Raw genomic sequence first — 25,529 nt, forward strand, 5'->3', positions numbered from 1 at the left:
TCCAGTCTAGCCGCCCCTGCACGCGCGGGCGCCGGGAGCCGGCGGATCAGCTCGCGACCGCGAGGTGCGTGATGTGGGAGATCGGCAGCACCCGCTCGACGTCGGCCGCGCGGTCCAGGCCCCGCAGGCGCCCTCCGCCGATTCCCGAAGCCTCGAGCGTGAAGGTGCGCTCGGCACCGTCCGGGAGCGAGACCGTGACGTGCAGGAGTGCTCGGGCGTGCACCGCTGCCTCGAGCTCGCGCTGCATCCACGCCGATTCGAGGTCTGCGGCATCGGCGGAGCGCAGCCGTGCGACCAGGGGATCCAGATCCGGCGTGATCAGGTCCGTCGCGTCGTCCGGTGCGAGTCTCCCGGCCTGCAAGGGCTCGGGCTCTCCTGCCGCGTTGACCGCGGCTACGGGATAGTGCGCGTCGGCGAGAGCACGCGCCACGCTGTCGCGTCCCACCCGCGAGACCAGGTCGTCTCCGTCGCGCAGCAGTCCCAGGGGGCGCAGCGTCTGGTCGATGCTCAGCATCTCGCGCAGGGCGTCGGAGCTGACCCGCACCCGCGTGCGACCGCTGACCGGATCGGCGCCCACCGTGATCGCGCCGTGCCGGCGCACTGTCTCGGTGATGAGGTAGGACAGCGGCTGCGGGATGCCGGTGAGGGAGAGATCCCCGAGGAAATCGCGCACGCTGTCCTCGGTCTCGCCCTGTGCCAGGGCGCGCTGCAGAGAGTCCGGCGTGAAGCGGTAGGTCGAGGCCTGTGCGTGCGACTCGCGGTCGGACATCGTGCGAAGCCGGATGTCCAGCGCCGGCGCGAGCGGGCCCGGCGCGATGACGCTCAGATCGTTCTGCAGATAGACGCGGTCCACCTCGTGCGGCAGATGCGCGGCGAGCAGCTCGCGCGATGCTTCGTCGTCGTTCAGTGCCCACGGCGTCGGAGCGAGCGTGCGGGCATCGATGAGGCCGAGAATGCTCGCACGGTGAAGCCACGTGCTCGCGTGCCAGTCGGCGTTCCACGGATATGCCTGCTGCCAGTCCTCCGGCGGCGCCCAGCCCTGGCCGCGGCGGAGCCCCAGCGGCAGCCGATCCCGGAAGGTGGTTGCGAGGTGGTGCCACCGTTCGGCGGTGCCGGCCCGCAACCACCCCGTGGCTGCGGTGGAGACCAGCCATTCGCGCTCCACCAGTCGTAGCAGGCTGGCCCGGGAGGCGATCCAGACCAGGTCGTCGATGTCGTCGGGATCACGCACCAGGCCGTCCTCGACCACCCGCTTGCGGTCACCGGCGGCGATCGAGCCCGTTCCGATCACCGCGAGCGGGCGGACATAGGAGGTGAGGAGGAGGTCGGCGAGCTGCCCGGCCGCGGTGAACGCGTGTTCGGCAGCCGACGGAGAGTCCTGCGCAACAGCGACGGCGTCGCTCGGAGCAGGCACGTCGGGCAGAGAGCGCACGACCTCGGCGACGCTCGGGTACGGCGCGCCCCCGTCCACGAGAGCGAGCGCGCGCAGGGTGCCGGAAACATCGGTCGCTGCGGTGCCGTCCATGACCGCCGAGTGCAGGTCCGACGCCTCGGCCGCGGTGAGTGTGGCCAGCGCGGCGCGCACCGATGACGGCTCCAGCAGTGCCTCTGCCGCATCGAACGGATCGCGCCAGGATGCGGTCGGGGAGGCGCCACGAGCACGGAGAACGGCGCGCAGCTCGGTGTCGCTCAGTGCGGCGAGCGCACCGGCCAGACCCCGTGCGTCCAGGGACATCGCCCGGGTCAGCCCTTCCGGGACTGCTTGGCGGCCCGCGAACGCCGCACCAGGTTCATGATCAGGAGCACGAAGAAGAGGAGCACACCCACGGGCAGAGCCACGTTGATGAACGTGAAGATCACGCCCCAGATCGGAACACCGAAGTCGGCATGCACGGCCGTGGCCACGATGATGGCGATGAAGCACAGGATCGACAGACCGATGAGGACCACGGAGCTGAACGCGAGGATGCGATCGATCCGCTTCACGGGGAGGTCGTCGGTCTGATTCTGGGTGTTCATCAGTCCCAGCGTAGTCGCCCCGTGGACCGCTAGGCTGAAGGTGCGGCCCCGCACAAACTGTCGGGCCGTGATTTCCATCAGCACGCCGCGCCGTGCACCAGTTCGAAGGGGTCAGCATGCCCAGCGGCAAGGTCAGGTTCTACGACGAGGACCGGGGCTTCGGATTCATCACGTCGGAGGACGGCCAGGACGTCTTCCTGCACGCCACAGCTCTTCCGGCAGGCGCCCCTGCGCCCAAGCCGGGTACGCGCGTCGAGTTCGGCGTCGCGGAGGGCAAGCGCGGGCCTCAGGCCCTCTCCGTGCGTGTCATCGACGCACCGGTCAGCCTCGCGAAGAAGAACCGGAAGCCCGCCGATGACATGGCGGTCATCATCGAGGACCTGGTGGGTCTGCTCGACGGCATCGGCGGCGATCTGCGCCACGGTCGCTACCCCTCGTCCTCGCACGCCCGCAAGGTGGCCACCGTGCTGCGCAAGGTTGCGGATGAGCTGGATGCCTGAAACCGACGCGCCCGAGCCCGGCTCGCCGACGCCGTCCTCCGCTGCCGAGGTGCCCACGGACGCGATCAGCACGTCTGCGGATGCCGTCGACGCGCCTGCGGATGCTGTCGACGCGCCTGCAGAGTCGGCAGAGCGGCCCGCTGAGGTCGCGGACCCGGTACTGCTGGCAGCACACGACATCGCCCTGGCGGCACTGCGCGAGATCACTCCCGCGGCCTCGATCGGTGCTCCCGTGGGTCACCGGGTGGAAGCGGACGGGGTGGTCTCGCTGCTGTTCGAGAACAATCTGCTGGGTTATCCCGGCTGGTTCTGGACCGTTTCGGTCGCACGGGTGGCCGGCGCGGAACCGACGGTCCTCGAAGCAGAGCTGCTGCCCGGGGAGGACGCACTCCTCGCCCCGGACTGGGTCCCGTGGGCCGTTCGGCTGGCGGAGTATCAGGCCGCACAGGTGGCCCTCGCGGAGGCCGCGGAGACCGCCGGTGACGATGAGGATGTCGACCTCGCCGACGACGACGCCCCGTCGACGGACGATGACGATGACGATGACGACCTGGACGAGACGGATTTCGACTCCGACGGCTCGCCGATCCTGCACTCCGGCGATGTGGACGGCGTCGACATCGACGAACTCGACCCGCAGCGTGGTGACGCGGATGTCGACGATGACTCGGACGATGATGACTCGGACGACGACTCGGGCGACGGTGACGACGACGACTCGGACGACGACGAGTCCGATGACTCGGACGACGAGGATCCCGAGGACGACGACGATGACGACTCGGACGATGACGACTCGGACGATGACGACGAGTCCGATGACTCGGATGAGGATGACGACGAGGAGTGACGACCTCCCCTCAGCGGAATACGACGGGGGCCGGACGATGAGATCGTCCGGCCCCCGTCGTATTCGTCAGGAGTTCGCGAGCACGTAGTCGATCGAGCGGAGCAGCTGACGGACATCCTCGGGCTCGATGGCGACGAAGGTCGCGATGCGGAGCTGGTTACGGCCGAGCTTGCGGTACGGCTCGGTGTCGACGATGCCGTTCGCGCGCAGAGTCGCGGCGATGGCGGCGGCATCGACGCTCTCGTCGAAGTCGATGGTGGCGACGACTCCGGAGCGGTATGCCGGATCAGCGACGAAGGGCGAGGCGACATCCGACGCCTCCGCCCAGGCGTAGATCGCTCCGGAGCTCTCCGCCGTGCGCGATGCCGCCCAGCTCAGGCCGCCGTTGTCCAGCATCCAGTGAAGCTGGCTGTCCAAGAGGTGGAGTGTGGACAGAGCCGGGGTGTTGAGGGTCTGATTGAGGCGCGAGTTGTCGACCGCGGTCTGGAGATTCAGGAACTCGGGGATGTAACGGTCACCGGCATTGATCCGCGCGATCCGCTCCAGTGCTGCGGGGGACACCGCTGCGAACCAGAGTCCGCCGTCGGAGGCGAAGTTCTTCTGGGGTGCGAAGTAGTAGACGTCCGTCTGGGCGATGTCGACGTTCAGCCCACCGGCGGCGCTGGTGGCGTCGATGACGGTGAGGGTGCCTTCACCGCCGTCCACACGGGTGACGGGAGCCGCAGCACCCGTCGACGTCTCGTTGTGGGGCCAGGCGTACACGTCCACGCCATCCACGACCTCCGCGAATGCCACCGAGCCCGGCTCCGCCGTGCGGACGTCCGGCGCCTGGAGCCACGGAGCCTTCGCAGCCGCGGCGAACTTGCCGCCGAACTCACCGAACACGAGGTTCTGAGCACGGTTCTCGATCAGGCCGAACGCGGCGGCATCCCAGAAGGCCGTGGATCCGCCGTTGCCGAGGATGATCTCGTAGCCCTCGGGGAGCTGGAACAGCTCAGCGAGCTGAGAACGCACCGAACCCACGAGGTTCTTCACGGGCGCCTGACGGTGACTGGTGCCGAGCAGCGACGATCCCACTCCTGCGAGGGCGGACACCGCCTCAGGGCGGATCTTGGACGGACCACAGCCGAAGCGTCCGTCGGAGGGGAGAAGGTCACGGGGGATCTCAACGCTCGCCATGAACAGATTCTAGGGCGGGTGAACGGGCGCCCCTGACCGCGTGACGCTCGGTGACGGATAGGCTGGAGGGGACAATCGTCGCGATCGTGAGGGGCACATGACTGATCTCATCGACACCACCGAGATGTACCTGCGCACCATCCTCGAGCTGGAAGAGGAGAACATCACTCCGCTGCGCGCGCGGATCTCCGAGCGGCTGGGGCACTCCGGGCCGACGGTGTCACAGACGATCGGGCGCATGGAGCGTGACGGCCTCGTGGTCGTGTCGGACGATCGCCGTCTGCAGCTGACCGAGAGCGGCCGGGCCAAGGCCGTGGACGTGATGCGCAAGCATCGCCTCGCCGAGCGGCTGCTCTCCGATGTCATCGGCCTCGACTGGGCCTATGTGCACGATGAGGCATGCCGCTGGGAGCATGTGATGAGCGAGCAGGTCGAGCGCCGGCTCATCGAGCTGCTCGGGCACCCGACCGAGTCTCCGTACGGCAACCCGATCCCTGGACTCGACGTGCTGGGCAGCGAGGTGGCCACGGAGTTTGAACAGGGCGTGATCGGGCTGGTGAACCGGCTCACCGATGCGGGAACGCCGATCGAGGGTACGGTGCGACGCCTCGCCGAACCGGCACAGGTGGACCCGGAGCTGCTCGAGCAGCTCCGCGACGCCGGCGTTCTCCCGGGCGCGCACGGCAGCTTCCGCTTCAACGAGGGCTACGTGCTGGTGGAGATGGACGGTCACGCTGACGGTCTGGAGCTTCCGGTGGAGATCGCCGGCCACATCTTCCTGGTCGACGACCGGCGCTGATCCCGGGCCGCACGACAGCACACGGCCAGTCCAAGGGGGACGACATGGCGGGTGAACAGAACACGGGCGGTACGCCGCCCGACTCCGGCGGGTTCGACGGCTTCGCCCCGATGCCGCTCGGACAGCGCAGCTCCGAGGAGCTCGGGCTCGGACCTTCCGCTGCGCGCACCTGGCCGAACGGGAGGCCGGAGTATGGCGGTCTGCCTCCCTACGGCACACCGTACGTTCCGCCCGTCTATCCGCCGGCACCGACCGCGGGAGCGCCCGCGGGGCCGCCCTCGGCTCCCGCCGGAATCCCGTACACCGGAATCCCGTACACCGGAACGCCGTATGCCGGGACACCGTACACCGGAACGCCGTATGCCGGGACACCGTACACCGGGAGCCCGTACGCCGGGACACCGTACGCCGGGACACCGCACGCCAGTGCGTCACATGCGGGTGCGCCTCATGCCGGGGCCCCGTACGCCGGGGCGCAGCACCCCGCTAGCTCGTATCCCGTACCGGCACCGGACAGCACGTCGCTGCCAGCCCCTGCGCCGCCTCTCGCCGTGCCGCCCGGATATGCGGCTGCCCCTCGGGCGAACGGACTTCCCAGCTGGGGCTGGGCTGTCCTCGTCCTGATTGCGCTGGCGATCATCGTCGTCGTCGGTGGTGCTGCAGCACGCATCCTCACGGCGGCACCCGAAACCGGGCCAGCGACGCCGGTGGCGGGAGCGAGCAACCCGGGTGCTCCCACGGCGGGCGCACCTGCTCCCGAGGGGACGGTGACGCTGGACATGTCGGCGAATCTGCCGGCGGGGACGGTGCTCGCGATGGCCGAGTCGGCCGACTGGGCCCCCTACGACACGACGGATCCCGAGCATCTTCTCGGGCCCGCCGCTCCCGCGGGCGATGACGCGTGGCGCAGCCCGTGCTACTTCGCGCTGCACTCCAACGAGGGAGCCTTCGGCGACGACGACCGGGACGGGAGTGAGTACTGGGGGGAGCTGGCGCAGAAGTACGCGGCACCGGGAACGACGGCCTCGCCGATTGCCCCGCTGCTGGTTCCGGGACCCGACGGGACCCTGTACGAGTTCTCCGGATACTCCGAGGTCAGCACGGGGGACTACGAGAAGGCCTCCGTCAGCTATGCGCGTGTGGACGTTGCGGGCGATCGCACCTACGAGATCGCGGTTCGCTGCGATGGGACCGAGGTGCCGCAGGAGGTTCTCCACGCGGTCGCCTCGCAGTTCCAGCTGAAGTGATCAGAGGAAAGGCCTGATCGGTGACCGATCCGTGAGGCTCATCCTGAGAGTTTGGGATTCAGAGTGACAGAATCGTTACATTCCCGTACTCTGGAATTGTCCGTCGGCGCAAGCTGGCCGAAGGACACCCCGGAATTGCCTCGACGGCTCGTCACCTCCGTGGGTCCCGATGCACAAAGTGCCCTGAACCGAGTGCCGACGAGCCGGACGCCATGGGCGTGGAGGCGACGGAGGAACCAGCTTGAGTGCAGTGAACGAGTCGAACCCGCCCGAGTCTGAGGGGACGCCGGAGTCGACCGGAGAGGTGGTGCGCCGTGCGCGCCGCCAGGTACGCCCCGCGAGCGGGGGACGGGCGCGACCCGCGCGCGTTCTCGGCAGCCTGGTGATCGTCGCCGGTCTGATCGGCACCGTCGGCCTGTCGGCCTACGGTGCGTACAACGGCGCCAACAGCGCCGCCGCCGACAACCAGGGCCTGACCCTGCAGCAGGCTGCATCCAACGGTGCCCAGGCGCTGGTGGTCGCATCCGATGTCACCGGCGACGCCGTGCAGCGCGATGCCTATGCGGCAACGACCGCCGCGGAGATCGCCCAGAAGAAGGCGGAAGAAGAGGCTCTGCGTCGCGCGCAGGAGGCTGCTGCGGCAGCGGAGGCGGCGAAGAAGGCGGCGGCCGACAAGAAGGTCTCGATCGACTTCTCCAACGTTCCCACCTTCTCCGGCGCCACGGGCACGTTCGTGTGGCCGGTGACGGGCTTCGTCCTGGGCGACACTCTCGGTGCCGGCCGTGGACACGAGGGCTCCGACCTGCTGATCGCCGCCGGCACTCCGATCTACGCGATGAACGCGGGCACGGTCACCATCTCCGCGGAGAGCTACGGCGGATACGGCAACTTCGTCGAGATCACCGGTGACGTCAACGGCACCTCCGTCGAATCCCGCTACGGTCACATGACGTCCGGATCCCGCGTGGTCTCCGAGGGCGACCACGTCGAGGCTGGCCAGCTGATCGGTCTCGTCGGCAGCACCGGCCGATCGACCGCCAACCACCTTCACCTCGAGGTTCGCCTGGACGGCTCCCTCGTGGACTCCTACGCCTTCCTGGTCGCGAACGCCGGCTGACGCGACCAGTACGAGAGAGGGGCATCGCACGCGTGCGATGCCCCTCTCTCGTACGCTTCGGACGTGGGATGTTCACCTGCGCGTCGTATGCCTCCCGGGCGTGTCGGGGTTACGCTGTGTCCTGACGCCGGTCGAAAGCGGAGGGCGCACATGTATACGACGACGAGCATCCGAACCACGGGTGTGGGTCAGTCGCGCGTGCATGAGCATCACCTGCCGCAATCGAGCATGTCCGCGAGCTCTCGCAGGGCGCCATCCGCACGGGTGGCGCCCTGTGTCGTTCCGGGATGATCCGACCGCGTCGCAACGCATCGTGAAACCCGGCAACCAGCCGGGGCGAATCGAGAGGATGACGGATGCGCACGCTGGTGTTGAACGCAGGATACGAACCGCTCGCGGTGGTCTCATTCAAGAGAGCACTGCTGCTGGTCATGAACGACCGGGCGACGATCATCGAGCGGGTGGAGGACTCGCCGGTCTGGGGCACGAGTAGCGTGTACGACCGCCCGGCGGTGATTCTGCTCTCGCGCTATGTGCGCGTGCCCGCCACATACAACGTCCCCGTCACACGGCGGGGCGTGCTGCGGCGGGACGGATACCGGTGCGCCTACTGCGCCAAACCCGCAGCCACCATCGACCACGTGATGCCGCGCTCGCGTGGGGGAGCGGACTCGTGGGAGAACCTTGTCGCCTGCTGCCTGCGCTGCAACAACGTGAAGAGCGACCGGACGCCGCACGAGATGGGCTGGGAGCTGCGGTTCATCCCGCAGCCGCCGCGGGGCTCGCAGTGGACCGTGCGCGGCACGGAGCGGGCGGAGCCGGCCTGGGCTCCATATCTCAGCGCGGCCGCCTGACCCGCGTCAGTCGACGTCGAGGGCGCGCAGCCAGCGGCTGAGCAGGCCCGCCAGAGTCGAGGCGTCGGCGCCGAGGGCGCTGATCAGCCGGTGCTCGTTCGCGGTGTGGGCTTCGACGGCGCGTTCGACCAGGTCGAACCCCGCGGGGGTGAGGCGGATGTGGCGGCGACGTCGGTCGTCTGCGTCGCCTTCGCGCTCGACGAGGCCGCGTGCGGCCAGGCGGTCGACACGCTTCGTGAGCCCGCCCGTCGAGATCATGGTGCGTTCCGCCAGCTCTCCGGCGCTCCGGCGATACGGGGCGCCGGCCCGGCGGAGCGTCGCGAGGACATCGAACTCGCCCTGTGAGATGCCGAACTTCGCGAACTCCTCGTCCAGGGCGCGATCCAGAATCGCCGCCAGCCGGTGCAGGCGGCCGATGACGGCCTGCGGCGTGGTGTCGAGATCCGGTCGTTCCCGGTGCCACTCGGCGAGGATCAGGTCGACGCGGTCTTCGTCACGGGGATCTCCAGCCATGAGGACAATCTATCTTCCATGGAAGGTGTAATCTATCTTCCATGGAAGATAATGGGCGTCTGAAGTGGATCCTCATCGCGGCGATCGCACCGATCGCATGGGGGAGCGTGTACTTCGTGACTCGGAACTTCCTGCCCGCGGGCATCCCGCTCTGGGGTGGCGTCTACCGTGCGCTGCCGGCCGGGATCGTCCTGCTGCTGATCGCCCGGCGGCTGCCGCACGGCGCGTGGTGGTGGCGGTCGATCGTCCTCGGCGTGCTGAACGTCGGCGGCTTCTTCGCGCTGATCTACCTCGCCGGAACCCTGCTGCCATCCAGCCTGGCCGCCACCCTGATGTCCGCATCGGCCGGGGCGATGCTCCTGTTCGGCTGGGCCTTCCTTGCGCAGCGTCCCACGCTGATGGCGGTCGCGGGAGCGGTGATCGGCGTCGTCGGCGTTGTGGTGATGCTCGGGGTGGGCACGTCCGACGTCAGCGGCTGGGGAGTGCTGGCATCGCTGGCTGCGATGATCTCCTCGAACATCGGATTCGTCCTCACCGCCAAGTGGGGAGCGGGCATCCCGCCCGTGACCCTGGCGTCGTGGCAGCTGATCGCCGGCGCCGTGATGCTCATTCCGGTGGCCGCCGCGGTCGAGGGTGCACCGCCCGTACCGGCGGGCGCGACGCAGTGGCTCGGCTTCCTCTACGTGTCGCTGGTGGCCACCGCTCTCGCCTACGTGGTGTGGTTCACCGGCCTGCAGCGGCTGCCTGCTGCGGCGATCGGTGCGATCGGCCTGCTCAACCCGGTCTCCGGCGTGCTGCTGGGCGTCGCGTTCGCCGGAGAGCTGTTCGGCCCGGCGCAGGCGATCGGCATGGCGCTCGTGGTCGCGGGGGTCGTCATCGGCACACGCAGCCGCCGCGGCCGAGGCGCCACGCTCTCCCGATAGGCTCGCAAGCAGGCGCGTCGTCGAGCCGGCGACGTGCGGCAGAGCCGAACGGAGATGAACGCGTGGACCAGGAGAGCGGTTGTGGTTGCGGGTGCGGTGCTCCGTCTCGGTCCTCGCTGATGCAGATCGGCACCGCCAGCCCGCCGCCGCCGTCCTCTGCGCGAGGGACGCATGCCATCGAGCAGGTCGCCATCGCGGCAGGCTCGTTCACCATGGGCGACTCCTCAGGCGATGAGAACCCCGCGGACGGGGAGACCCCGCGCCATCGGGTGCGGCTGTCGGCGTTCTCGATCGACGCCACGTCGGTGACCAATGACGCGTTCGCGGCGTTCGTCGACGCCACCGGCTATCGCACCGAGGCCGAGGTCTTCGGGTACTCGGCGGTCTTCCACCTCGCCGTCACGGCACCCGAACAGGACATCGTGGGAGTGCCGCCCCAGACCCCGTGGTGGCGCGGTGTGCGGGGTGCGGACTGGCGCCATCCCGGCGGGGCGGGCTCCGACATCGTGGACCGTGGCGATCATCCCGTGGTGCACGTGAGCTGGAACGACGCTCAGGCGTACTGCGCGTGGGCGGGGCGTCGGCTTCCGACGGAGGCGGAGTGGGAGTACGCCTCTCGTGGCGGCCTCGACGCAGCGAAGTACCCGTGGGGCGACGAGGAGGTGGATGACGGCGGCTGGCGCGCGAACATCTTCCAGGGCGAGTTCCCCGCGCGCAACACGGCCGAGGACGGATGGAGCACGACGGCACCCGTGCGGAGCTTCGCGCCCAACGGATTCGGGCTGTGGCAGACGGTGGGCAATGTCTGGGAGTGGTGCGAGGACCGCTTCGACCCCGGCTACTACGCGCAGTCACCGGAAACGGACCCTCAAGGTCCGCGCAGCGGAGACGTGCGCGTTCTTCGCGGCGGCAGTTACCTCTGCCACATCTCGTACTGCAACCGCTACCGTAACTCCGCCCGTTCGCAGAACACACCGGACTCGTCGATGGGAAATGCCGGCTTCCGCACCGTCGCGCGCTGATCCGGTCGCTAGATTCATCCCATGGGGATCTTCGACTTCTTCTCACGCAAGCCGCGAGCAGCCTCGCCCGCCGCGGCTCCGGAGCCGGCACCGCCCGTCGACTACGCCGCGCTGGTGCCGATGGCTGCGATCATCAGCAACGATGACGCCCAGGTCGCCGCGGACATCGCCCTCCTCGCCACGGGATACGAGACGTTCCAAGCGGCGTATCCGGGCTGGTGCGAGACCATGAGCTTCGGTGAGGTCGCACCCGAGCATGAAGACGCGACGGTGCGTGACGTCTTCGTCTACTGGCTCGCCGGCTACGAGACCCCGTTTCACTACGGCGCCTACATCGACTGGAAGGCGGCCCCCGAGGACATCGTGTGGCAGCTGGAGCGGGCGGCGGCTTCGCTTCATGCCCCGCTGGACTTCGCCGACATCCCCTTCGCCGCCGACGAGGACACGGAGGCCGCGCTGGAGCGCATCGCACAGCATGTGCGGGCGCGCGGGTACGCTCTCACCGTCATCGACACGGAGAGCGACAGCTACCACCTGTACCTGGTTCCCGAGACCGAGTACGACCGCCTCGTCACGCTCGGTGCGTCGGTCGGGTTCAGGATCTTCAGCCCGGCGTGAGGGTCCGCCGCGCCGCCGTGGTCGATGCGTCTGCGGTGCCCCTGACTGGACTCGAACCAGCGACGCACGGTTTAGGAAACCGACGCTCTATCCACTGAGCTACAGGGGCGCGACTACCCAGCTTAGTTGACCGCCGAACGGTTCACCGGAGCGCACAGCCGCGGAAATCGTCACGCGATGGAAACAATCGTGTGACGGCTGGGAAATTCATGTGCGCCAGATTGGGCGGTGTCGCAGCGCGCCCGCGCAGATCGCGACCTCTCGGAAAGGTGGACTCGGATGGACCAGGGAAATACAGCGTTCATTCTCATCGCGGCGGCGCTCGTGCTTCTGATGACTCCCGGCCTCGCGTTCTTCTACGGCGGACTCGTGAAGGCGAAGAGCGTCATCAGCATGATGATGCTGAGTTTCGGTGCGCTCGGTCTCATCGGCGTGCTGTGGGTGCTCTACGGCTACGCCATCGCATTCCCGGGCGCAGAGGGCACTCTCGCACCCTGGGCCATCGACTGGTCGGCGGTCGGGCTGGAAAGCCTGATCGAGGTGCCGGAGGGTGCGGCCTATCCGCCGCTCGCCTTCGTGGCCTTCCAGGCGACGTTCGCCATCATCACGGTCGCGCTGGTGTCCGGTGCCATCGCCGACCGTGCCAAGTTCGGGTCGTGGATGATCTTCGCCGCTATCTGGGCGACGGTCGTGTACTTCCCGGTGGCCAGCTGGGTGTTCAATTTCGGCCTGGCCGATGACGGCAGCTTCGCTTACGGCGGATGGATCACCCACGGACTTCAGGAGGCGTTCGGCGTCGGTGCCATCGACTTCGCCGGCGGCACGGCGGTCCACATCAACGCGGGTGCCGCAGCTCTCGCCCTCGCTCTCGTCCTGGGCAAGCGTCAGGGATTCCAGAAGGGCGCCCACGTGCCCCACAACCCGCCGTTCGTGCTGCTGGGTGCGGGACTGCTGTGGTTCGGCTGGTTCGGCTTCAACGCCGGTTCGGAGCTCGCGGCCGACGGCACCGCGGCGCTCGCCTTCGTGAACACGATCGCGGCTCCCGCCGCCGCCCTGCTGGCGTGGCTGGTCGTTGAGAAGATCAAGGACAAGAAGCCCACCTCGGTGGGTGCGGCATCCGGTGCCGTGGCAGGCCTCGTGGCCATCACGCCGGCCTGTGGTTCGCTGCAGCCCATCTGGGCGATCCTGCTCGGCCTCATCGCCGGCGCGGTGTGCGCGATCGCGATCGAGCTGAAGTTCAAGCTCGGCTTCGACGACTCGCTGGATGTGGTGGGCATCCACCTGATCGGCGGGCTCATCGGAACCCTCTACCTGGGCTTCTTCGCCAACGGCACCGGCCTGTTCCTGGGCGGCGACGGAACGCAGTTGCTGGTCCAGGCGATCGCAGCGCTCGCGGTGCTCGTCTACTCCTTCGTCCTGGCCTACGGCATCGGCTTCGTCATCGATCGGACGCTGGGCTTCCGCATCAAGGACGAGGACGAGATCGCGGGCATCGACAAGGTCATCCACGGAGAGGCCGGCTACGTGCTCGCTGATCGCTGAGCTGGGCCAGACGGGGCGGGAGCGCACACAACGCGCCTTCCCGCCCCGACACTCTTCAAGACCGCAGAGGCAGGGACATGTTCACTCCGATCAACCAAGCGGTCGCTGTACGGCCACTCGACGCCGGCGACGGACGTATTCGCCACCTCACCGCACTCGCAGACGACGAGCGCTGGTCCGATGCCGGTCTGCACGTGATCGAGCTGCGCTCGCGCACCGGGACCTTCGTGCTCCCCGAGCGCCATGCCAGTTATCAGGTGGTCGGGCTCTCGGGGGCGCAGATCGCGATCGGGGAGCGGGGCTCGTATCGGCCGCTGCGCTCCGGTGAGGTGCTGCGTTCCGCGGGCGACACGATGGAGCTGCGCCGGTGGGCCTCCCGCGGGATCAGCCGTCTCCTCTGCCTCAGTCTCGACCAGCGCGAGGCCATCGCCACGCTGTCGACGGTGACCGTCACCGAACCGACCGGCCTCACCGGGGATGTCACCTCCGTGACCGTGATCGCCGGTGCCGCATCGCTGGAGGCTCAGGATCTGGAGCCGACAATGACGATGCTGGTCGGCGGCGGAAACGACGGCATCGTCACCGGCCATGGCCGCCTCGCGTTGACGCGATTCCTCACCCGGGTGGCGTCCTGATCAGAGCACTCGGGCCGCTGCGCAACAACTGCGCAGCGGCCCGAGTGCGGTGAAGATCAGTGAGCGGCGTCGTAGGCCTCCAGGACGCTGGCCGGGACGCGGCCGCGATCGGAGACCGAGTGGCCATTGTCGTTCGCCCACGCGCGAACGGCGGCGAGGTCCGTGCGGCCGGAGCCGCGCTTGGGGGCGGCGGCGGAAACGGAAGCGGTGCGCGCAAGGCGGCGACCGGCGGCAATGAACGGTGCCACGGCGGCGCGAAGTGCCGCGGCATTGTCATCCGTCAGGTCGATCTCATAGGCGACGCCATCGAGCGAGAAATGAACGGTCTCGCCGTCCCCGACTTCGAGGACAGTGCCATCGAGGTCGTCAATGATCTGGTGAACGATCTTCTTTGCCATAGGGATAACAATAGAAGATGCGGGACCATTCATGCATGAGGAATTTCACAGAATGCCGCGTGGCGCACATCCGAGCGATGAGAATGATCGCAGCGCGGATGTTCAGGGAATGATTCCCGCCCGCCGCGCTTCCGTTACGGCGGCGAGGCGGGTGGATACACCCAGTTTCGACATGGCGGTGGCCAGATAAGCCTTGACCGTTCCCGGCTTGAGCCCGAGCTGCCGCGCGATATCCGCATTCGTTCCGCCGAGCGCGGCCCACGCGAGAACATCCACCTCGCGCGGCGCGAGCCGCGGGGTTTCCTCTCCGGGCACGGGAAGCTGATCACCGGCGAGTGACGCCAACCGTGCGGACAGCACGCGCAATTGCTGTGCATCCGATTCTGATGCGCGATTAATGAGGGGGCGAAGAGATGCGTAGATGGAGCGCAATTCTTCGCGATGAGCGACGGGAAGAGGGTCGGTGACCACCGGTAAGGGGGCGGTGGTGCCGAGCATGCGAACTCTGCGCTCCACTTCATCGCGAACCCGCAGCTCGGATGCGAGAGCTTCCGCCACCTGGAATGCGGGAGCGGCGTTCACCTCGCCGACCGGCTGACCGCTCCAGGATCCGCCGTACAGGATGCCGCGCGCGATTCCCTCCACAATGATCGGCACCGCGAGAAGAGTGGATATTCCTTCACCGAGGATCGCTCGATCATAATCGTGGGTGATAGAGCGGCTCGCGCCGTAGTCGCTGGTCATCCGAGGGCGAAGCTCGACCACCGCGCGGCCGCCGAGACCGCGCTCCGGGTGCACACGCAAACCGTCCAGGCTGCGGGTGCGCGCGCCGTGCACCGCGGTGATGGACACCTCGCCGTCCCGGAACAGCCCTCCGAACGCCACCGGAAACCCCGTCCGGCGGGAAAGCTCGCTCACCGCGTGCGCCACCAGTTCCGCCTCACTGGGCGGTGCTGTGCGAGCGTTCACGGTGCCTCCGGGATGCTGCGTGGTGCCTGCGTGGCGCCTGTGCTGGTGAGGGATCGAGCATTTGAGGATATCGCCGGATCAGGGGCGAAGCGCTCCTTCGAACGCGTCTTCCGCTGCGGCGTCATCCGCGCGTGCCGCCCGACGAGTCACCGGGCGCGGAGCGATCGCTCCTTCGAGTTCCAGCAGGGCACGCTTGGTCTCGGGATGCGCGCCGTACTCGCCAACGGAGCCATCGGAGCGGACGACCCGGTGCACGGGCACGATCAGGGAGAACGGGGTGAGCCGGCAGGCCGTGCCCACGGCCCGCGCCGCGCGCGGCCGCCCGGCGACCAGCGCGATCTCGCCATACGACGCGGTCGTGCCGTAGGGGATCTGGGTCACCGCTCGCAGCGCGTCCAGTGCGAAACCGTCGATCAGACGCCAGTCGAGCTCGACATCGAACTCCCGGCGCCGGCCGTCGGCATACTCCTCGATCTGCTCGCACAGCTCAGCGAGGGAGCCCGGACTGCTCTCCGGAACGGTCCCGAGCTGAGCCGAGACGCGCTCGATCTCCCACTGCGGGTCCCCGTCGATCAGGTGGAACCAGACGAGTCCGTGCTCGCCGGTGACTCCCACGGCCGCGCCGAAGGGTGTGGATATGACGTCCCAGGTGTATTCCATGACCACATCATCATCGCCGTTGTGCGCCTGCCTTCTGACATGGGCGCCGATGCGGACAAGTTCCCGAGCCGGGCCATCGGGGGAGGAGGAGGTGAGGGATCACCCTCTCGCGGCGCGGAATACGGCGAATCTGCGGGCTGTCGACCTAGTCTGGTCGTGTGCGGCACGACAACACCGAAGACGACGAGCGTGCGGGCGCGACGGTGAGGCCGATCGTTCCCGGCGACATCGACTCGCTCGCGCCCGGAGTGCATGTCACCCACGCCGCGCAGCCGACACGGGACGCCATCGTCCGCCAGGCGGCGGACCTCGGCGGTCCCTCTCCGCTGCTGCGGTACCACGACATCCCGGAAGCGGGAATCGAGATCACCAAGGCCCATCCCGGCAGCCTCCCGCAGTTCATCACGGGCCGCTCCACGCTGCTGTCCGGACTGTTCCGCGACGAGGTGGCCCTCCGCACAGCCCGCATCGCGGCCGAGCGGATCACCACCAAGAACCTGGAACTGCGCGCAGTGCGGGGTCTGGATCCGGTGCATCTGGCCGTGGGGCTGGCCTCGTGGCGGATCGGCGGCGTCTCCTATACCGCGCCCGTGCTGTTGCGCCCGCTCGCCATCCGCCGTCATCAGCACGACTTCGAACTCAAACTCCACGGCAACTTTCAGATCAATCCCGAGCTCGTACGCGCAGCGCAGGAGCACTTCGGCATCACGATCGACGGCCCGAGACTCGCGGCGCTCGCCTACGACGGCGGGGTGTTCAAGCCGCAGCCCGTGATCGATCACCTCCGTCGTGCCACCGCCCGCATCGACACGTTCTCCGTGCACCCTCGTCTGGTGGTGTCGGTGTTCGCCGACGTCGCCAGCGCGATGTCCCGGGACGGTTCGCTGGATCACCCGGTGCTGAACGCGCTCGGCGGCCACCAGGACGATCGGGCCCGGCTGCGGGCGGCGCGAGGGGATGTGGTGCCGACCAACCCGGACACCCGGGCGCCGGCTGCCGACACGCTGCTGCTGGACGCCGACTCCGAGCAGGAGCGGGTGCTCGCGCGCATCATGGCGGGGCAGTCCCTCGCCATCACCACGCTTCCGGGAACCGGCGGCACCCAGACGATCATCAACGCCGTCGGCTCGCTGGTCGACTCGGGCAAACGTGTGCTTGTGGTGAGCGCGCGTCGCTCGACGCTCGACGGCATCCGTCATCGCCTCGCGGGTGTCGGTCTGGACGCGCTCGCCATCGCACCCGCCGCGGTGCGCAAGGACCTGATCCGCGCCATCGGCCGCAACGAGAAGGCGGAGCAGCCGCAGGTGGCCGATGTGGACGAGGCGCTGGTGCGCCTGCGTGCGATCCTCACCGACTATCGTGCCGCGCTGTCCGCGCCGCATCCCGTCTTCGGCGTGTCCGCGCTCGACGCCACCCGTGCGCTGTCGGCGCTCGCGCAGAAACCCACCGCTCCGAACACCGCAGCGCGTCTGGACACACGCGCCCTGCAGGCTCTCGCCAGCGGACGTCGGGAGGCCGCGGAGAAGCTCACCCTCGCCGCACGCCTGGGCGAGTTCCGCTTCGGGCCCGACGATTCGCCCTGGTACGGCGTCAGCTTCAGCACGACGGCATCGGCCACGGACGCACACGCCCTGGCCGCGCGTCTTCACAAGAGCGATGTGTCGAGCCTCCTGGAGCGCGGCTACGAGCTGATCGCACAGACGCGCATGCGTCCGTTCCTCACCGTCGACGAGCTGGGGGAGTACCTCCGGCTGCTGCAGGGCATCGGCGAGTCCCTCGACAAGTTCCTGCCCACCGCGTTCGAGCGTCCGCTGGGCGAGATGATCGATGCACACGGCCCGCGGCGCGGTACGGCGGAGATGAGCAACGCCAACCGGCGGCGCCTGAAGAACCTGTCGCGGGATCTCGTGCGCCCCGGCGTCCACGTCGCCGATATGCACGCCGGGCTGCTGCGCATCCAGCAGCAGCGCACGCAGTGGCAGCGCTACGTCGAGCAGGGCGCCGTGCCCGAGGTCCCGGTGGGCCTGCACGACGTCACGGTGGCATGGCAGCGCGTGCACGCCGATCTCGCCTCACTCGACACAGTGCTCGGCCGCGCCGGCACCGCGCGGTTGTCGGCCATGCCCGTCGCACAGCTCGTGCGCACGCTCGCGGGCCTGGCCGCGGAATCCAAGTACTTCGACAACCTCGTGGAGCGGGCGAGCCTGCGCACCGAGCTCGCGCGCCTGGGCCTGGAACCCCTGCTGGAAGAGCTCTCTGTTCGCCACGTCGACGAGGAGCGGGTCAGCGACGAGCTCGAGTTCACCTGGTGGCAGTCGGTGCTGGAACACCTGCTGCAGAACGACCGGCGCCTCCTCGGTGCGAACACCTCCATCGTGGATCGGCTGGAGCGCGATTTCCGCCTGGTCGACGAGGCGCACAACGCCGCCTCCGGTCCGCTGCTGGCTGCGCGCCTCGCGACCGACTGGCGCATCGGCATCGTGGATCACCCCGACGAAGCGATCGGCCTGAAGCACACGCTGACGCGAGGCACACCGAGCCCGGGAGAGCTGGTGCGGGTCGCGCCCCACCTCGCCGACATCGTCGCCCCGGTGTGGATCGCCTCGCCCTACGAGGTCCCCTCGCTGGGCGATGACGTCCGCTTCGATGTGGCGATCATCGCCGACGCTGGTGCCATCAACCTGGCCGAAGCGGCCCCGGCCATCCGTCGCGCACACCAGATTGTCGCTCTCGGCGACCCGGCCACCCAGGCTCCAACACCGTTCCGCATCGCCACCTCCGACGACGGCGAGTGGGAGCCCGAAGACCCCTTCGACGCCACCAGCGTGTTCGAACGGCTCGCGGAGGTCGTCCCGGTGGAGACGCTCACGCGCAGTTACCGCGCCGGCGGCGAGGACCTCGCCGAGCTGGTGAACGACGCGTTCTACGGCGGTGAGATCGTGTCGCTGCCGTGGGCGGGGTCGTACCTCGGTCGTGGCAGCCTCAGCGTCGACTACGTGGAGGGCGGCTTCGGCGCGCCCGATCCCGACTCCGGTGCGGTGGAGAGCACCGATGCGGAGGTGTCCCGTGTCGTCGCCCTGGTGGTGCAGCACGCGGTGAAGCGTCCGCGCGAGTCACTGATGGTGGTCACCGCGAGCAGGCGGCACGCCGAGCGGGTCCGTCGCTCCGTGGCCGCGGCGTTCGCGGGCCGCTCGGATGTCGCGGACTTCGTCTCGCGCGACGCCGGCGAGCCGTTCGCGGTGCTGACCCTCGAAGAGTCGGTGGCGGAGAGCCGCGACCGCGTGATCTTCTCGCTCGGCTTCGGTCTCACCAAGCACGGCCGTGTGCTCAGTGATTTCGGCGATCTGTCCACGCCCGACGGAGAACGCCTCCTGACGGTCGGGATGACGCGGGCGCGGCGCTCGATGGTGATCGTGTCCTGCATTCAGCCGTCCGCCTTCGATGACGGCCGCCTCGAGCACGGTGCCGCCACGCTGATGGGCATTCTCGCCGGCGTCGACGAGCGAGCCGCCGAGGTGTATCCGGAAGAGGACGTCGATGTGCTCACCCGCGGACTGGCGCGCGAGCTGCGACAGCTCGGAGCGGATGTCGAGCTCAACTACCGTGGCATCCTCCCGCTCGTGGCACGCCACGGCGACAAGGCCGTGGTGGTGGAGAGCGATCCGGACGTGGCCGACCAGTCGCTCCGCGAGAGCGTCCGGCTGCGCCCGCAGGCGCTGCGCAAGCTCGGCTGGCACTACGTGCGCGTGCACGCCTTCGACCTGTACAGCGACCCCGCCGGTGTCGCTCAGCGCATCGCGGTGCTCCTCGGCGTGGAGCCGGCGCCTTCGCGTGGTGACGAGACGCAGCCGATCGATGTGCAGCCGGTCGATGGGAACTGATCCGGCGAACCCGCGGCAGCGCGTGGTCCGGGTCGGCTCGCGCCGCGCGAAGCTGACGGCGGCGCCCGGCACCTTTGCCGAACCGGCGGTCACGCAGGACGAGGCCGCGGCGCCCGTGTCCGCGGGTGAGGGGCCCAACGATGCGCGACTGCGCCAGGACGTCCCGCCGCACTACTGATGGCACGAGAAAGGGCGCCGACCGACGTCGGCGCCCTTTCGCAGACGTGTTACGCGCGGTCCTTGGCGAGCAGGTCGCGGATCTCCGAGAGCAGCTCCTGTTCGCTGGGCAGGGCGATCTCCTCTTCGACGGAGGTGCCGGCCTTCGCGGCCTGGCGCTCCTTCCACTTGTTCATCGGCAGCACCAGGCAGAGGTAGACCACCAGGGCAACGGCGAGGAAGTTGATGATCGCGCCGATCACCGATCCGATGCCGAAGGCCGTGACGCCGCCCTGGAGGTTCGGGACATTCCAAACGAGCGAGTCCAGGCTTTTCACCGAGAAGAAGAAGGCGATCAGAGGATTGATGATCCCCTCGACCAGCTTCGTGACGATCGCGCCGAACGCGGCGCCGATGACGACCGCCACCGCGAGATCGATGACGTTTCCCTGCAGGATGAACTGCCGGAATCCCTTGATCATGTTCTTTCCCCTACCCAATCTCCGTGCGAGACCGCTACGCGGAGGTCGTAGCGGAAGACGAACCCGTCTCAGCCTTCGATGATGACGCAGCGCTTCCGCCGCCGCCAGAGGACGCGCGGGAGTCCGTGCGATAGAAGCCGCCGCCGTTGAAGGTCACCCCGATCGATCCGTACTGCTTGCGCAGCGCTCCGCCGCATTCCGGGCAGGCCGTGAGGGCGTCGTCGCTGAAGGACTGGACGGCATCGAAGCGGTGGCCGCACTGCGTGCAGGCATAGGCGTAGGTGGGCATCTGAGTGTTCTTTCGTGAATGGCGCCGCGACGAGGTCAGCGGGCGCTGGAGGTGAGGGCGATGATGGTGGTGGGAGTGACGATGCCGTCGACCGGCTGGTCGTGCGGCTCGCGGGGAACCGCGTCGAGAACCTCGTTGTCGTACACGACCGCGTACACCGGCGGGCACTTCTGCATGGAGCCGAGCGTCTTATCGAAGTAGCCGCGTCCCCACCCGAGGCGTGTGCCGTCGGACCCGACCGCTGCAGCCGGCACGATCATCAGGTCCGCATCGTCCACGGCCATGGGCCCGAGCAGCTCGCCCTCCGGCTCGGAGAGGCCGAACAGGCCCTCGTACTCGCCGCCGTCCGGTGTGGCCACCGTCCAGTCGAGGAGGCCGTCCGCTCGCGTGACGGGTAGCAGCACGCGGATGCCGCGCTCCATCGCGTCGTTGATGAAGGTCCGGGTGCCGGGCTCAGCGGGGGAGGAGAGGTAGCAGGACACCGTCCGGGCCCCGACGCGCTCGACCAGCTCGTCCAGCCGCCCGGCGATGTCGGCAGTGGCCTGATCGCGCTGGGACTCCGACAGCGACTGCCGCCGCGTCCGGATGTCCGCGCGCAGGGCCTGCTTCTCGTCCGCGATGTGTCTCGCCATACCCCCGAGTCTACGGCGCACGACGGCGCATCCTTTAGAGTGGTTGAATGTCTCAGTCTCGTATGAAGGCGGTCATCCCTGCCGCCGGTCTTGGAACGCGCTTCCTTCCCGCCACCAAGGCGATGCCGAAGGAAATGCTTCCGGTCGTCGACAAGCCCGCCATCCAGTACGTGGTGGAAGAGGCGGTCAACGCCGGGATCGATGACGTCCTGGTCATCATCGGGCGCAACAAGAACGCGATCTCGGACCACTTCGACGCTGTCCCCGAGCTCGAGAGCAAGCTCGTGGAGAAGGGCGACGACAAGAAGCTGCAGCAGGTGCTGGCCTCCAGCGACCTCGCGGACATCCACTTCGTGCGCCAGGGTGAGCCCAAGGGGCTCGGCCACGCCGTCCTGCGCGCGAAGGCGCACGTGGGCGACTCCTCGTTCGCGGTCATGCTCGGCGATGACCTCATCGACGAGCGCGATCCGCTGCTTCCCCAGATGATTGAGCAGCACGCCAAGCGCGGCGCCGCGGTCGTCGCGCTCATGGAGGTCCCGCGCGAGCACATCCACCTGTACGGCGTCGCCGCCGTCGAGCCGACCGAGGATGAGGGCGTCGTCCGCATCACCGGCATGGTGGAGAAGCCCTCCGCAGAGGACGCTCCCTCCAACCTCGCCGTCATCGGACGGTATGTGCTGGGTCCGGACATCTTCGATGTCCTCGAGCACACCGAGCCGGGCAAGGGCGGCGAGATCCAGCTCACCGACGCGCTTCAGGAGCAGGCCGCCGATGCCGAGGGCAATGGCGTGTTCGGCGTTGTGTTCCGCGGTCGTCGCTACGACACGGGCGCCAAGATCGACTACATCCAGGCCATCGTCCAGCTGGCCGTCGCCCGGCCCGACCTCGGTCCGGAGCTGCGCGACTGGCTGAAGGACTTCGCCGAGACCCTCTGAGTCTGACCCGTCGCCCCGTGGAACCGCAGATCGCGAGCAGGCACGGGTCCGTCTCGCTGCGGCTGGTGAAGCCGCGCGACGCACGGATCCTGCAGCACGAGCTCCTCTCGAACCGCTCCTGGCTGAGTCCGTGGGAGGCGACGCTTCCGGGCGGTCCGGTGTCCTTCGACATGCGCAGCGGCGTGCGCCGGCTCCTCCAACAGTACCGGGAGGGAGCCGGCGTCCCGTTCGTCATGGAGTACGACGGGGAGATCGCCGGCCAGCTGAACATCTGGGGGATCGCGCGCGGATCCCTGGCGTCGGCGACGATCGGGTACTGGGTGTCGGAGCGTTTCGCGGGGCGGGGGATCACCACCATCGGGGTCGCACTCGCCACCGACATCGCCTTCACCCAGTTGCGCCTGCACCGCATGGAGATCTGCATCCGGCCGGAGAACCACCCGTCCCGGCGCATCGTGGAAAAGCTCGGCTTCCGCTACGAGGGCCTGCGGCGGCGCTACATCCACATCGACGGTGACTGGCGGGACCACTACGCCTACGCGCTCACGACGGAAGACGTGCCCCGCGGAGTCCTGAACCGCTATCTCCTCGGCGCGGTTCCGCGCGATGCCGCTGCCGTGCCTCCCGCCGATCGGATCGGTCCGGCGTAGTCCGACACGCCCAAAGCATCACCGGGAGCGTTGTCCGGCTCCCATATCGTGGACGCATGGGCGGAACGGTACTCGGCGGCGGTGTGATCCTGGCGATCGCACTCGTCCTCTGGTTCGTGTACCTCGTGCCCGTCTGGCAGTCGCGCAGCCGCTTCAATGCCACCGAGCGGAATGCCGTGCGACTGAACCAAGCGCTTCGGGTGCTGGCGGAGACCGCGGAGAACCCGGAAGAGCTCCAGCTCGAGCTGAACGCCCGCACCGCGCACGAACAGGCCCGACTGGCGCGCGCCGTGGAGGCGGAGCGTCTGCGGTCGGAGCGCGAGCGCGTCCGCGCCGCGGCTGCGGCCGTTCGTGAGCAGCAGCGCGCCGAGGCCCTTGTGCAGAAGGAGCGTGACCGGGTCGCAGCCGAGCAGGCACGCATCGACAAGGAACGTCAGCGGTCGGAGCTCGCCGCCGCGCGGGCGAAGCTCATCGCCGAGCGTCGTGCTTCGGCTGAGCGTCGTGCCCGGGCCCGGCGCACCACGCGTCTCGTCGCCACGCTTCTCACCGTCGCCGGGCTCGGTGGGCTTGTCTCCGGCGTCTGGCAGATCGTCGTCTCGGCGGGCACGGGATTCGGCGGTCTGGTGATCGCCGGAGGCGTGGTGGCCGTTGTGGCGGGAATCTCGGTGCTGCAGCGCATGAACCGGGTCGCACGCCGTGCGGTGGTCCGCTCGGCGGCAGTGGACACGGTCGAGGCCGTGCCGGTGGCCACCCCGCGCCCGGCCGTGGTCGTGCCGGTCGTCGAGCGGGTGCCGGAGTGGCAGCCGCGCGTGCTTCCTCGCCCGCTCAGCACCGTGACCGGCACGTCGGCCGCCGCGGCCCAGGACGCTCGCGACGCCCGGGAAGCACTGCGCCGCGCTGCGATGGAAGAGGCGGCACGTCAGCGCGCAGCCGAGGCGGCTCCCGTGCCGATTCGTCCCGTACGCCCCGAGGCTCCGCAGCGACCTGCCGCGGCCTCGCCGTACGCCCGGATGGGCGTCGTCAGCGACGAGGAGATCGAGGCGCACGTGCGCTCGCTCCTCGCCCGCCGCGCTGCGGGCTGAGTATCGCGCTGCGGGTTCAGCCTCCGCGCGTGGCGGGTTGAATGTCGTGTTGCGGGTTGAATGTCGTTGAACGTCGCGTTGCGGGTTGGATGTCGTGTTGCGGCCTGGGCGCCGCGTTGCGGGGTCAGGCCGCGCTGGTGGCCGGATGTCGCGCTGTGGGCCGGGCGCTGCTGCGCTCGTCAGTGCTGCCATGCCGGCGGATGCTCACGCCGGAGTGGACACCGACCGACGCGTCAGGCATGCAGGAGGCGTCCTCCGCCGATCACGATCTCGCGCGCGGGGGTGCGCACGAGGGCGTCCATCGGGTTCTCCGCGTCGATGAGGACGATGTCTGCTCGCGAGCCGACGACCAGATCGTGGACCTCGCGACCGACGAAGCGCGCTGCGCGAGAGCTGGCGATCTCGACGACGCGCAGCAGGTCCTCATCCCGGACCACGCCGCCCGCGCGAGCGTACTGCCAGGCGATGCCGAGCAGATCGCCGGTGCCGTAGGGGCTCCAGAGGTCGCGGATGCCGTCGGTTCCGAAGGCGAAGTCGACGCGCGCCTCGGCGAACTCGTGCAGCGGCAGCTGGGGTAGCCGCAGCGGTGCGACGGTGCTCCACGTGATGTCGAGCTGGCCGAAGGTCTGCAGCAGGTCGCGTCGGCGGGTCTCCGGGATCTGCGCGATGGCGAACCCGTGCGCGACGTTCACCCTGCCCTGCAGGCCATACCTCTCGGTGCGCTCCGCGATCAGCTCCAGCTCGAACGCGCCGAGCTCGCCGCCGTCGTGGAGATGGATGTCGATGCCGCAGCCGTGCTCGGCGGCGATGTCGAACAGCGCGTCCAACTGTCCCACCGGGTCCCGGTCGATCGCCGCGGGATCCAGCCCGCCGATGAACTCGACCCCGGCTGCTGCGGCCTGGGCGAGCAGGTCCACGACGCCCGGGCGGCGCAGCACGCCGTCCTGGGGGAAGGCGACGATCTGGAGCCCCAGAGCCCCGTCGAACTGAGCGAACGCGTCCCGGACGATGCTGATGCCGTCCAGACCCAGACCGAGGTCCACGTCCACGTGCGTGCGAAACGCGGTGGTTCCGGTGCGGACGGACTCATCGAGCACGGCGCGGGTGATGTCGATGCTGGGGATCCCCAGCTCGCCGCGGCGCTCTCGTTCGTGCCGGATGCGGCCCTCGGTGCTCTGCTCGCCGCCGTAGGACTGCCAGGGGTGTCCCCACCACGACTTGTCGACGTGGGCGTGTGCATTGATGAGGCCCGGAATCGCCAGCAGGCCGCGACCATCCACCGTACCCGGCGCGCTCTCCTGCTCGGCGGCCGGCGTGATCTCGGTGACCACGCCGTTCTCGTCGATCCGGATGTCGGATGCCTCGCCGCCCCAGGGGCGGACGTTGCGCACGAGGCGGACGGGAGGGAACGGCGTTGTCGTCATGGTTCGATTCTCGTCGGTCGGGAGCACCCGTGCGAGCGTGCTAGGCTGAATCTGTTCACGGGCCTATGGCGCAGTTGGTAGCGCGCCTCGTTCGCATCGAGGAGGTCAGGGGTTCGAATCCCCTTAGGTCCACCAGAAAAGAACCCCCGCCGC

Annotated in this window: 27 protein-coding genes and 2 tRNA genes; 17 read left to right on the top strand and 12 right to left on the bottom strand. The window is 68.9% G+C overall.

The genetic code is table 11. From position 1 onward, the window contains the following. Positions 1-46: 46 nt before the first annotated feature. The gene (locus LQ566_RS13265; RefSeq protein ID WP_231092199.1) at positions 47-1,735 is read right to left on the bottom strand and encodes a helicase-associated domain-containing protein; all 1,689 of its coding nucleotides are present in this window, start codon (positions 1,733-1,735) and stop codon (positions 47-49) included. An 8-nt stretch (positions 1,736-1,743) separates the two neighbouring features. After that, complete coding sequence (locus LQ566_RS13270) at positions 1,744-2,019, bottom strand: multidrug ABC transporter ATPase (protein WP_231092200.1); 276 nt, start codon at positions 2,017-2,019, stop codon at positions 1,744-1,746. Between the two features lie 116 nt (positions 2,020-2,135). Between LQ566_RS13270 and LQ566_RS13275 the strand changes: the two genes are divergently transcribed. Beyond that, positions 2,136-2,519 (top strand): cold-shock protein, encoded by a 384-nt coding sequence (locus LQ566_RS13275; RefSeq protein WP_231092201.1) that lies wholly within the window; start codon positions 2,136-2,138, stop codon positions 2,517-2,519. Beyond that, positions 2,512-3,369, top strand: coding sequence for a DUF3027 domain-containing protein (locus LQ566_RS13280; protein ID WP_308070983.1), 858 nt, complete (start codon positions 2,512-2,514; stop codon positions 3,367-3,369). The genes LQ566_RS13275 and LQ566_RS13280 overlap by 8 nt, the downstream gene beginning before the upstream one ends. 66 nt (positions 3,370-3,435) lie before the next feature. On the opposite strand, the gene serC is transcribed toward LQ566_RS13280, so the two are convergent. Continuing rightward, entirely contained in the window at positions 3,436-4,548 is a 1,113-nt protein-coding gene (gene serC, locus LQ566_RS13285) for a phosphoserine transaminase (protein WP_231092202.1), read from the bottom strand. 97 nt (positions 4,549-4,645) lie between these two features. On the opposite strand from serC, the gene LQ566_RS13290 reads away from it, so the two are divergent. The 4 genes from LQ566_RS13290 to LQ566_RS13305 all read left to right on the top strand — a co-directional run bounded on the left by LQ566_RS13290 (position 4,646) and on the right by LQ566_RS13305 (position 8,565). Beyond that, positions 4,646-5,347 (top strand): iron-dependent transcriptional repressor DtxR, encoded by a 702-nt coding sequence (locus LQ566_RS13290; protein WP_231092203.1) that lies wholly within the window; start codon positions 4,646-4,648, stop codon positions 5,345-5,347. 44 nt (positions 5,348-5,391) lie between these two features. Then, positions 5,392-6,594 (top strand): hypothetical protein, encoded by a 1,203-nt coding sequence (locus tag LQ566_RS13295; RefSeq protein WP_231092204.1) that lies wholly within the window; start codon positions 5,392-5,394, stop codon positions 6,592-6,594. A 250-nt stretch (positions 6,595-6,844) separates the two neighbouring features. Beyond that, positions 6,845-7,711: a M23 family metallopeptidase gene (locus tag LQ566_RS13300; RefSeq protein WP_231092363.1), complete on the top strand. Its 867-nt coding sequence runs from the start codon at positions 6,845-6,847 to the stop codon at positions 7,709-7,711. A 356-nt stretch (positions 7,712-8,067) separates the two neighbouring features. Further along, complete coding sequence (locus LQ566_RS13305; protein ID WP_231092205.1) at positions 8,068-8,565, top strand: HNH endonuclease; 498 nt, start codon at positions 8,068-8,070, stop codon at positions 8,563-8,565. Between the two features lie 6 nt (positions 8,566-8,571). On the opposite strand, the gene LQ566_RS13310 is transcribed toward LQ566_RS13305, so the two are convergent. Further along, a complete protein-coding gene (locus LQ566_RS13310) occupies positions 8,572-9,078 on the bottom strand; it encodes a MarR family winged helix-turn-helix transcriptional regulator (RefSeq protein ID WP_231092206.1) in 507 nt (168 codons plus the stop codon). Between the two features lie 41 nt (positions 9,079-9,119). On the opposite strand from LQ566_RS13310, the gene LQ566_RS13315 reads away from it, so the two are divergent. From LQ566_RS13315 to LQ566_RS13325, 3 genes are all read left to right on the top strand, one after another. After that, positions 9,120-10,001 (top strand): EamA family transporter, encoded by an 882-nt coding sequence (locus tag LQ566_RS13315; RefSeq protein WP_231092207.1) that lies wholly within the window; start codon positions 9,120-9,122, stop codon positions 9,999-10,001. Between the two features lie 119 nt (positions 10,002-10,120). After that, entirely contained in the window at positions 10,121-11,023 is a 903-nt protein-coding gene (locus tag LQ566_RS13320; protein ID WP_231092208.1) for a formylglycine-generating enzyme family protein, read from the top strand. Positions 11,024-11,044: 21 nt separating this feature from the next. Then, positions 11,045-11,641, top strand: a complete 597-nt coding sequence (locus LQ566_RS13325; protein WP_231092209.1) for a DUF6630 family protein — start codon at positions 11,045-11,047, stop codon at positions 11,639-11,641. A gap of 36 nt (positions 11,642-11,677) precedes the next feature. Here the strand turns inward: LQ566_RS13325 and LQ566_RS13330 are convergent. Next, positions 11,678-11,750 (bottom strand) — tRNA-Arg (locus tag LQ566_RS13330). Positions 11,751-11,920: 170 nt separating this feature from the next. On the opposite strand from LQ566_RS13330, the gene LQ566_RS13335 reads away from it, so the two are divergent. Both LQ566_RS13335 and LQ566_RS13340 read left to right on the top strand, forming a co-directional pair. Next, positions 11,921-13,183: an ammonium transporter gene (locus LQ566_RS13335; RefSeq protein ID WP_231092210.1), complete on the top strand. Its 1,263-nt coding sequence runs from the start codon at positions 11,921-11,923 to the stop codon at positions 13,181-13,183. A gap of 77 nt (positions 13,184-13,260) precedes the next feature. Then, positions 13,261-13,818: a hypothetical protein gene (locus LQ566_RS13340; protein WP_231092211.1), complete on the top strand. Its 558-nt coding sequence runs from the start codon at positions 13,261-13,263 to the stop codon at positions 13,816-13,818. Positions 13,819-13,874: 56 nt separating this feature from the next. Here the strand turns inward: LQ566_RS13340 and LQ566_RS13345 are convergent, their stop codons facing one another. From LQ566_RS13345 to LQ566_RS13355, 3 genes are all read right to left on the bottom strand, one after another. Then, entirely contained in the window at positions 13,875-14,216 is a 342-nt protein-coding gene (locus tag LQ566_RS13345; RefSeq protein WP_231092212.1) for a histone-like nucleoid-structuring protein Lsr2, read from the bottom strand. A gap of 102 nt (positions 14,217-14,318) precedes the next feature. Next, positions 14,319-15,146 carry a LuxR C-terminal-related transcriptional regulator gene (locus tag LQ566_RS13350; protein WP_231092213.1) on the bottom strand — a complete coding sequence of 276 codons (828 nt, stop codon included), beginning with the start codon at positions 15,144-15,146 and terminating at the stop codon, positions 14,319-14,321. 117 nt (positions 15,147-15,263) lie between these two features. After that, the gene (locus tag LQ566_RS13355) at positions 15,264-15,845 is read right to left on the bottom strand and encodes a methylated-DNA--[protein]-cysteine S-methyltransferase (protein ID WP_231092214.1); all 582 of its coding nucleotides are present in this window, start codon (positions 15,843-15,845) and stop codon (positions 15,264-15,266) included. Positions 15,846-16,003: 158 nt separating this feature from the next. Here LQ566_RS13355 and LQ566_RS13360 point away from each other — a divergent pair, with 158 nt between their 5' ends. Both LQ566_RS13360 and LQ566_RS13365 read left to right on the top strand, forming a co-directional pair. Further along, on the top strand, positions 16,004-19,726 hold the full coding sequence (locus LQ566_RS13360) for an AAA family ATPase (protein ID WP_372459804.1): 3,723 nt from the start codon (positions 16,004-16,006) through the stop codon (positions 19,724-19,726). After that, on the top strand, positions 19,716-19,904 hold the full coding sequence (locus LQ566_RS13365; protein WP_231092215.1) for a hypothetical protein: 189 nt from the start codon (positions 19,716-19,718) through the stop codon (positions 19,902-19,904). The genes LQ566_RS13360 and LQ566_RS13365 overlap by 11 nt, the downstream gene beginning before the upstream one ends. Before the next feature lie 49 nt (positions 19,905-19,953). Here the strand turns inward: LQ566_RS13365 and mscL are convergent, their stop codons facing one another. The 3 genes from mscL to LQ566_RS13380 are packed head-to-tail and all read right to left on the bottom strand — an operon-like array spanning position 19,954 to position 21,285. Continuing rightward, a complete protein-coding gene (mscL, locus tag LQ566_RS13370; RefSeq protein WP_231092216.1) occupies positions 19,954-20,364 on the bottom strand; it encodes a large conductance mechanosensitive channel protein MscL in 411 nt (136 codons plus the stop codon). A gap of 34 nt (positions 20,365-20,398) precedes the next feature. Continuing rightward, positions 20,399-20,653, bottom strand: a complete 255-nt coding sequence (locus tag LQ566_RS13375) for an FmdB family zinc ribbon protein (protein WP_231092217.1) — start codon at positions 20,651-20,653, stop codon at positions 20,399-20,401. 35 nt (positions 20,654-20,688) lie between these two features. Then, the gene (locus LQ566_RS13380; RefSeq protein ID WP_231092218.1) at positions 20,689-21,285 is read right to left on the bottom strand and encodes a 5-formyltetrahydrofolate cyclo-ligase; all 597 of its coding nucleotides are present in this window, start codon (positions 21,283-21,285) and stop codon (positions 20,689-20,691) included. A gap of 47 nt (positions 21,286-21,332) precedes the next feature. Between LQ566_RS13380 and galU the strand changes: the two genes are divergently transcribed. The 3 genes from galU to LQ566_RS13395 are packed head-to-tail and all read left to right on the top strand — an operon-like array spanning position 21,333 to position 23,952. Further along, complete coding sequence (gene galU, locus LQ566_RS13385) at positions 21,333-22,220, top strand: UTP--glucose-1-phosphate uridylyltransferase GalU (protein ID WP_231092219.1); 888 nt, start codon at positions 21,333-21,335, stop codon at positions 22,218-22,220. A gap of 17 nt (positions 22,221-22,237) precedes the next feature. Continuing rightward, positions 22,238-22,870, top strand: a complete 633-nt coding sequence (locus LQ566_RS13390) for a GNAT family N-acetyltransferase (RefSeq protein WP_231092220.1) — start codon at positions 22,238-22,240, stop codon at positions 22,868-22,870. A gap of 56 nt (positions 22,871-22,926) precedes the next feature. Then, positions 22,927-23,952, top strand: coding sequence for a large exoprotein (locus LQ566_RS13395; protein ID WP_231092221.1), 1,026 nt, complete (start codon positions 22,927-22,929; stop codon positions 23,950-23,952). Positions 23,953-24,185: 233 nt separating this feature from the next. Here LQ566_RS13395 and LQ566_RS13400 read toward each other — a convergent pair whose 3' ends face one another. Beyond that, complete coding sequence (locus tag LQ566_RS13400; RefSeq protein WP_231092222.1) at positions 24,186-25,376, bottom strand: amidohydrolase family protein; 1,191 nt, start codon at positions 25,374-25,376, stop codon at positions 24,186-24,188. 59 nt (positions 25,377-25,435) lie between these two features. Between LQ566_RS13400 and LQ566_RS13405 the strand changes: the two genes are divergently transcribed. Beyond that, positions 25,436-25,511 (top strand) — tRNA-Ala (locus LQ566_RS13405). Positions 25,512-25,529 lie beyond the last annotated feature (18 nt).

This window comes from Microbacterium nymphoidis (assembly GCF_021044885.1).
Lineage (GTDB): Bacteria > Actinomycetota > Actinomycetes > Actinomycetales > Microbacteriaceae > Microbacterium > Microbacterium nymphoidis.

Coding starts and splice junctions, on each gene's coding strand:
- LQ566_RS13275 (WP_231092201.1), top strand. CDS start 2,136: ATGCCCAGCGGCAAGGTCAGGTTCTACGACGAGGACCGGGGCTTCGGA.
- LQ566_RS13380 (WP_231092218.1), bottom strand. CDS start 21,285: ATGGCGAGACACATCGCGGACGAGAAGCAGGCCCTGCGCGCGGACATC.
- serC (WP_231092202.1), bottom strand. CDS start 4,548: ATGGCGAGCGTTGAGATCCCCCGTGACCTTCTCCCCTCCGACGGACGC.
- LQ566_RS13325 (WP_231092209.1), top strand. CDS start 11,045: ATGGGGATCTTCGACTTCTTCTCACGCAAGCCGCGAGCAGCCTCGCCC.
- LQ566_RS13340 (WP_231092211.1), top strand. CDS start 13,261: ATGTTCACTCCGATCAACCAAGCGGTCGCTGTACGGCCACTCGACGCC.
- LQ566_RS13305 (WP_231092205.1), top strand. CDS start 8,068: ATGCGCACGCTGGTGTTGAACGCAGGATACGAACCGCTCGCGGTGGTC.
- LQ566_RS13295 (WP_231092204.1), top strand. CDS start 5,392: ATGGCGGGTGAACAGAACACGGGCGGTACGCCGCCCGACTCCGGCGGG.
- mscL (WP_231092216.1), bottom strand. CDS start 20,364: ATGATCAAGGGATTCCGGCAGTTCATCCTGCAGGGAAACGTCATCGAT.
- LQ566_RS13320 (WP_231092208.1), top strand. CDS start 10,121: ATGCAGATCGGCACCGCCAGCCCGCCGCCGCCGTCCTCTGCGCGAGGG.
- LQ566_RS13395 (WP_231092221.1), top strand. CDS start 22,927: ATGGGCGGAACGGTACTCGGCGGCGGTGTGATCCTGGCGATCGCACTC.
- LQ566_RS13280 (WP_308070983.1), top strand. CDS start 2,512: ATGCCTGAAACCGACGCGCCCGAGCCCGGCTCGCCGACGCCGTCCTCC.
- LQ566_RS13345 (WP_231092212.1), bottom strand. CDS start 14,216: ATGGCAAAGAAGATCGTTCACCAGATCATTGACGACCTCGATGGCACT.
- LQ566_RS13400 (WP_231092222.1), bottom strand. CDS start 25,376: ATGACGACAACGCCGTTCCCTCCCGTCCGCCTCGTGCGCAACGTCCGC.
- LQ566_RS13335 (WP_231092210.1), top strand. CDS start 11,921: ATGGACCAGGGAAATACAGCGTTCATTCTCATCGCGGCGGCGCTCGTG.
- LQ566_RS13355 (WP_231092214.1), bottom strand. CDS start 15,845: ATGGAATACACCTGGGACGTCATATCCACACCCTTCGGCGCGGCCGTG.
- LQ566_RS13270 (WP_231092200.1), bottom strand. CDS start 2,019: ATGAACACCCAGAATCAGACCGACGACCTCCCCGTGAAGCGGATCGAT.
- LQ566_RS13290 (WP_231092203.1), top strand. CDS start 4,646: ATGACTGATCTCATCGACACCACCGAGATGTACCTGCGCACCATCCTC.
- LQ566_RS13375 (WP_231092217.1), bottom strand. CDS start 20,653: ATGCCCACCTACGCCTATGCCTGCACGCAGTGCGGCCACCGCTTCGAT.
- galU (WP_231092219.1), top strand. CDS start 21,333: ATGTCTCAGTCTCGTATGAAGGCGGTCATCCCTGCCGCCGGTCTTGGA.
- LQ566_RS13315 (WP_231092207.1), top strand. CDS start 9,120: ATGGAAGATAATGGGCGTCTGAAGTGGATCCTCATCGCGGCGATCGCA.
- LQ566_RS13265 (WP_231092199.1), bottom strand. CDS start 1,735: ATGTCCCTGGACGCACGGGGTCTGGCCGGTGCGCTCGCCGCACTGAGC.
- LQ566_RS13310 (WP_231092206.1), bottom strand. CDS start 9,078: ATGGCTGGAGATCCCCGTGACGAAGACCGCGTCGACCTGATCCTCGCC.
- LQ566_RS13365 (WP_231092215.1), top strand. CDS start 19,716: ATGGGAACTGATCCGGCGAACCCGCGGCAGCGCGTGGTCCGGGTCGGC.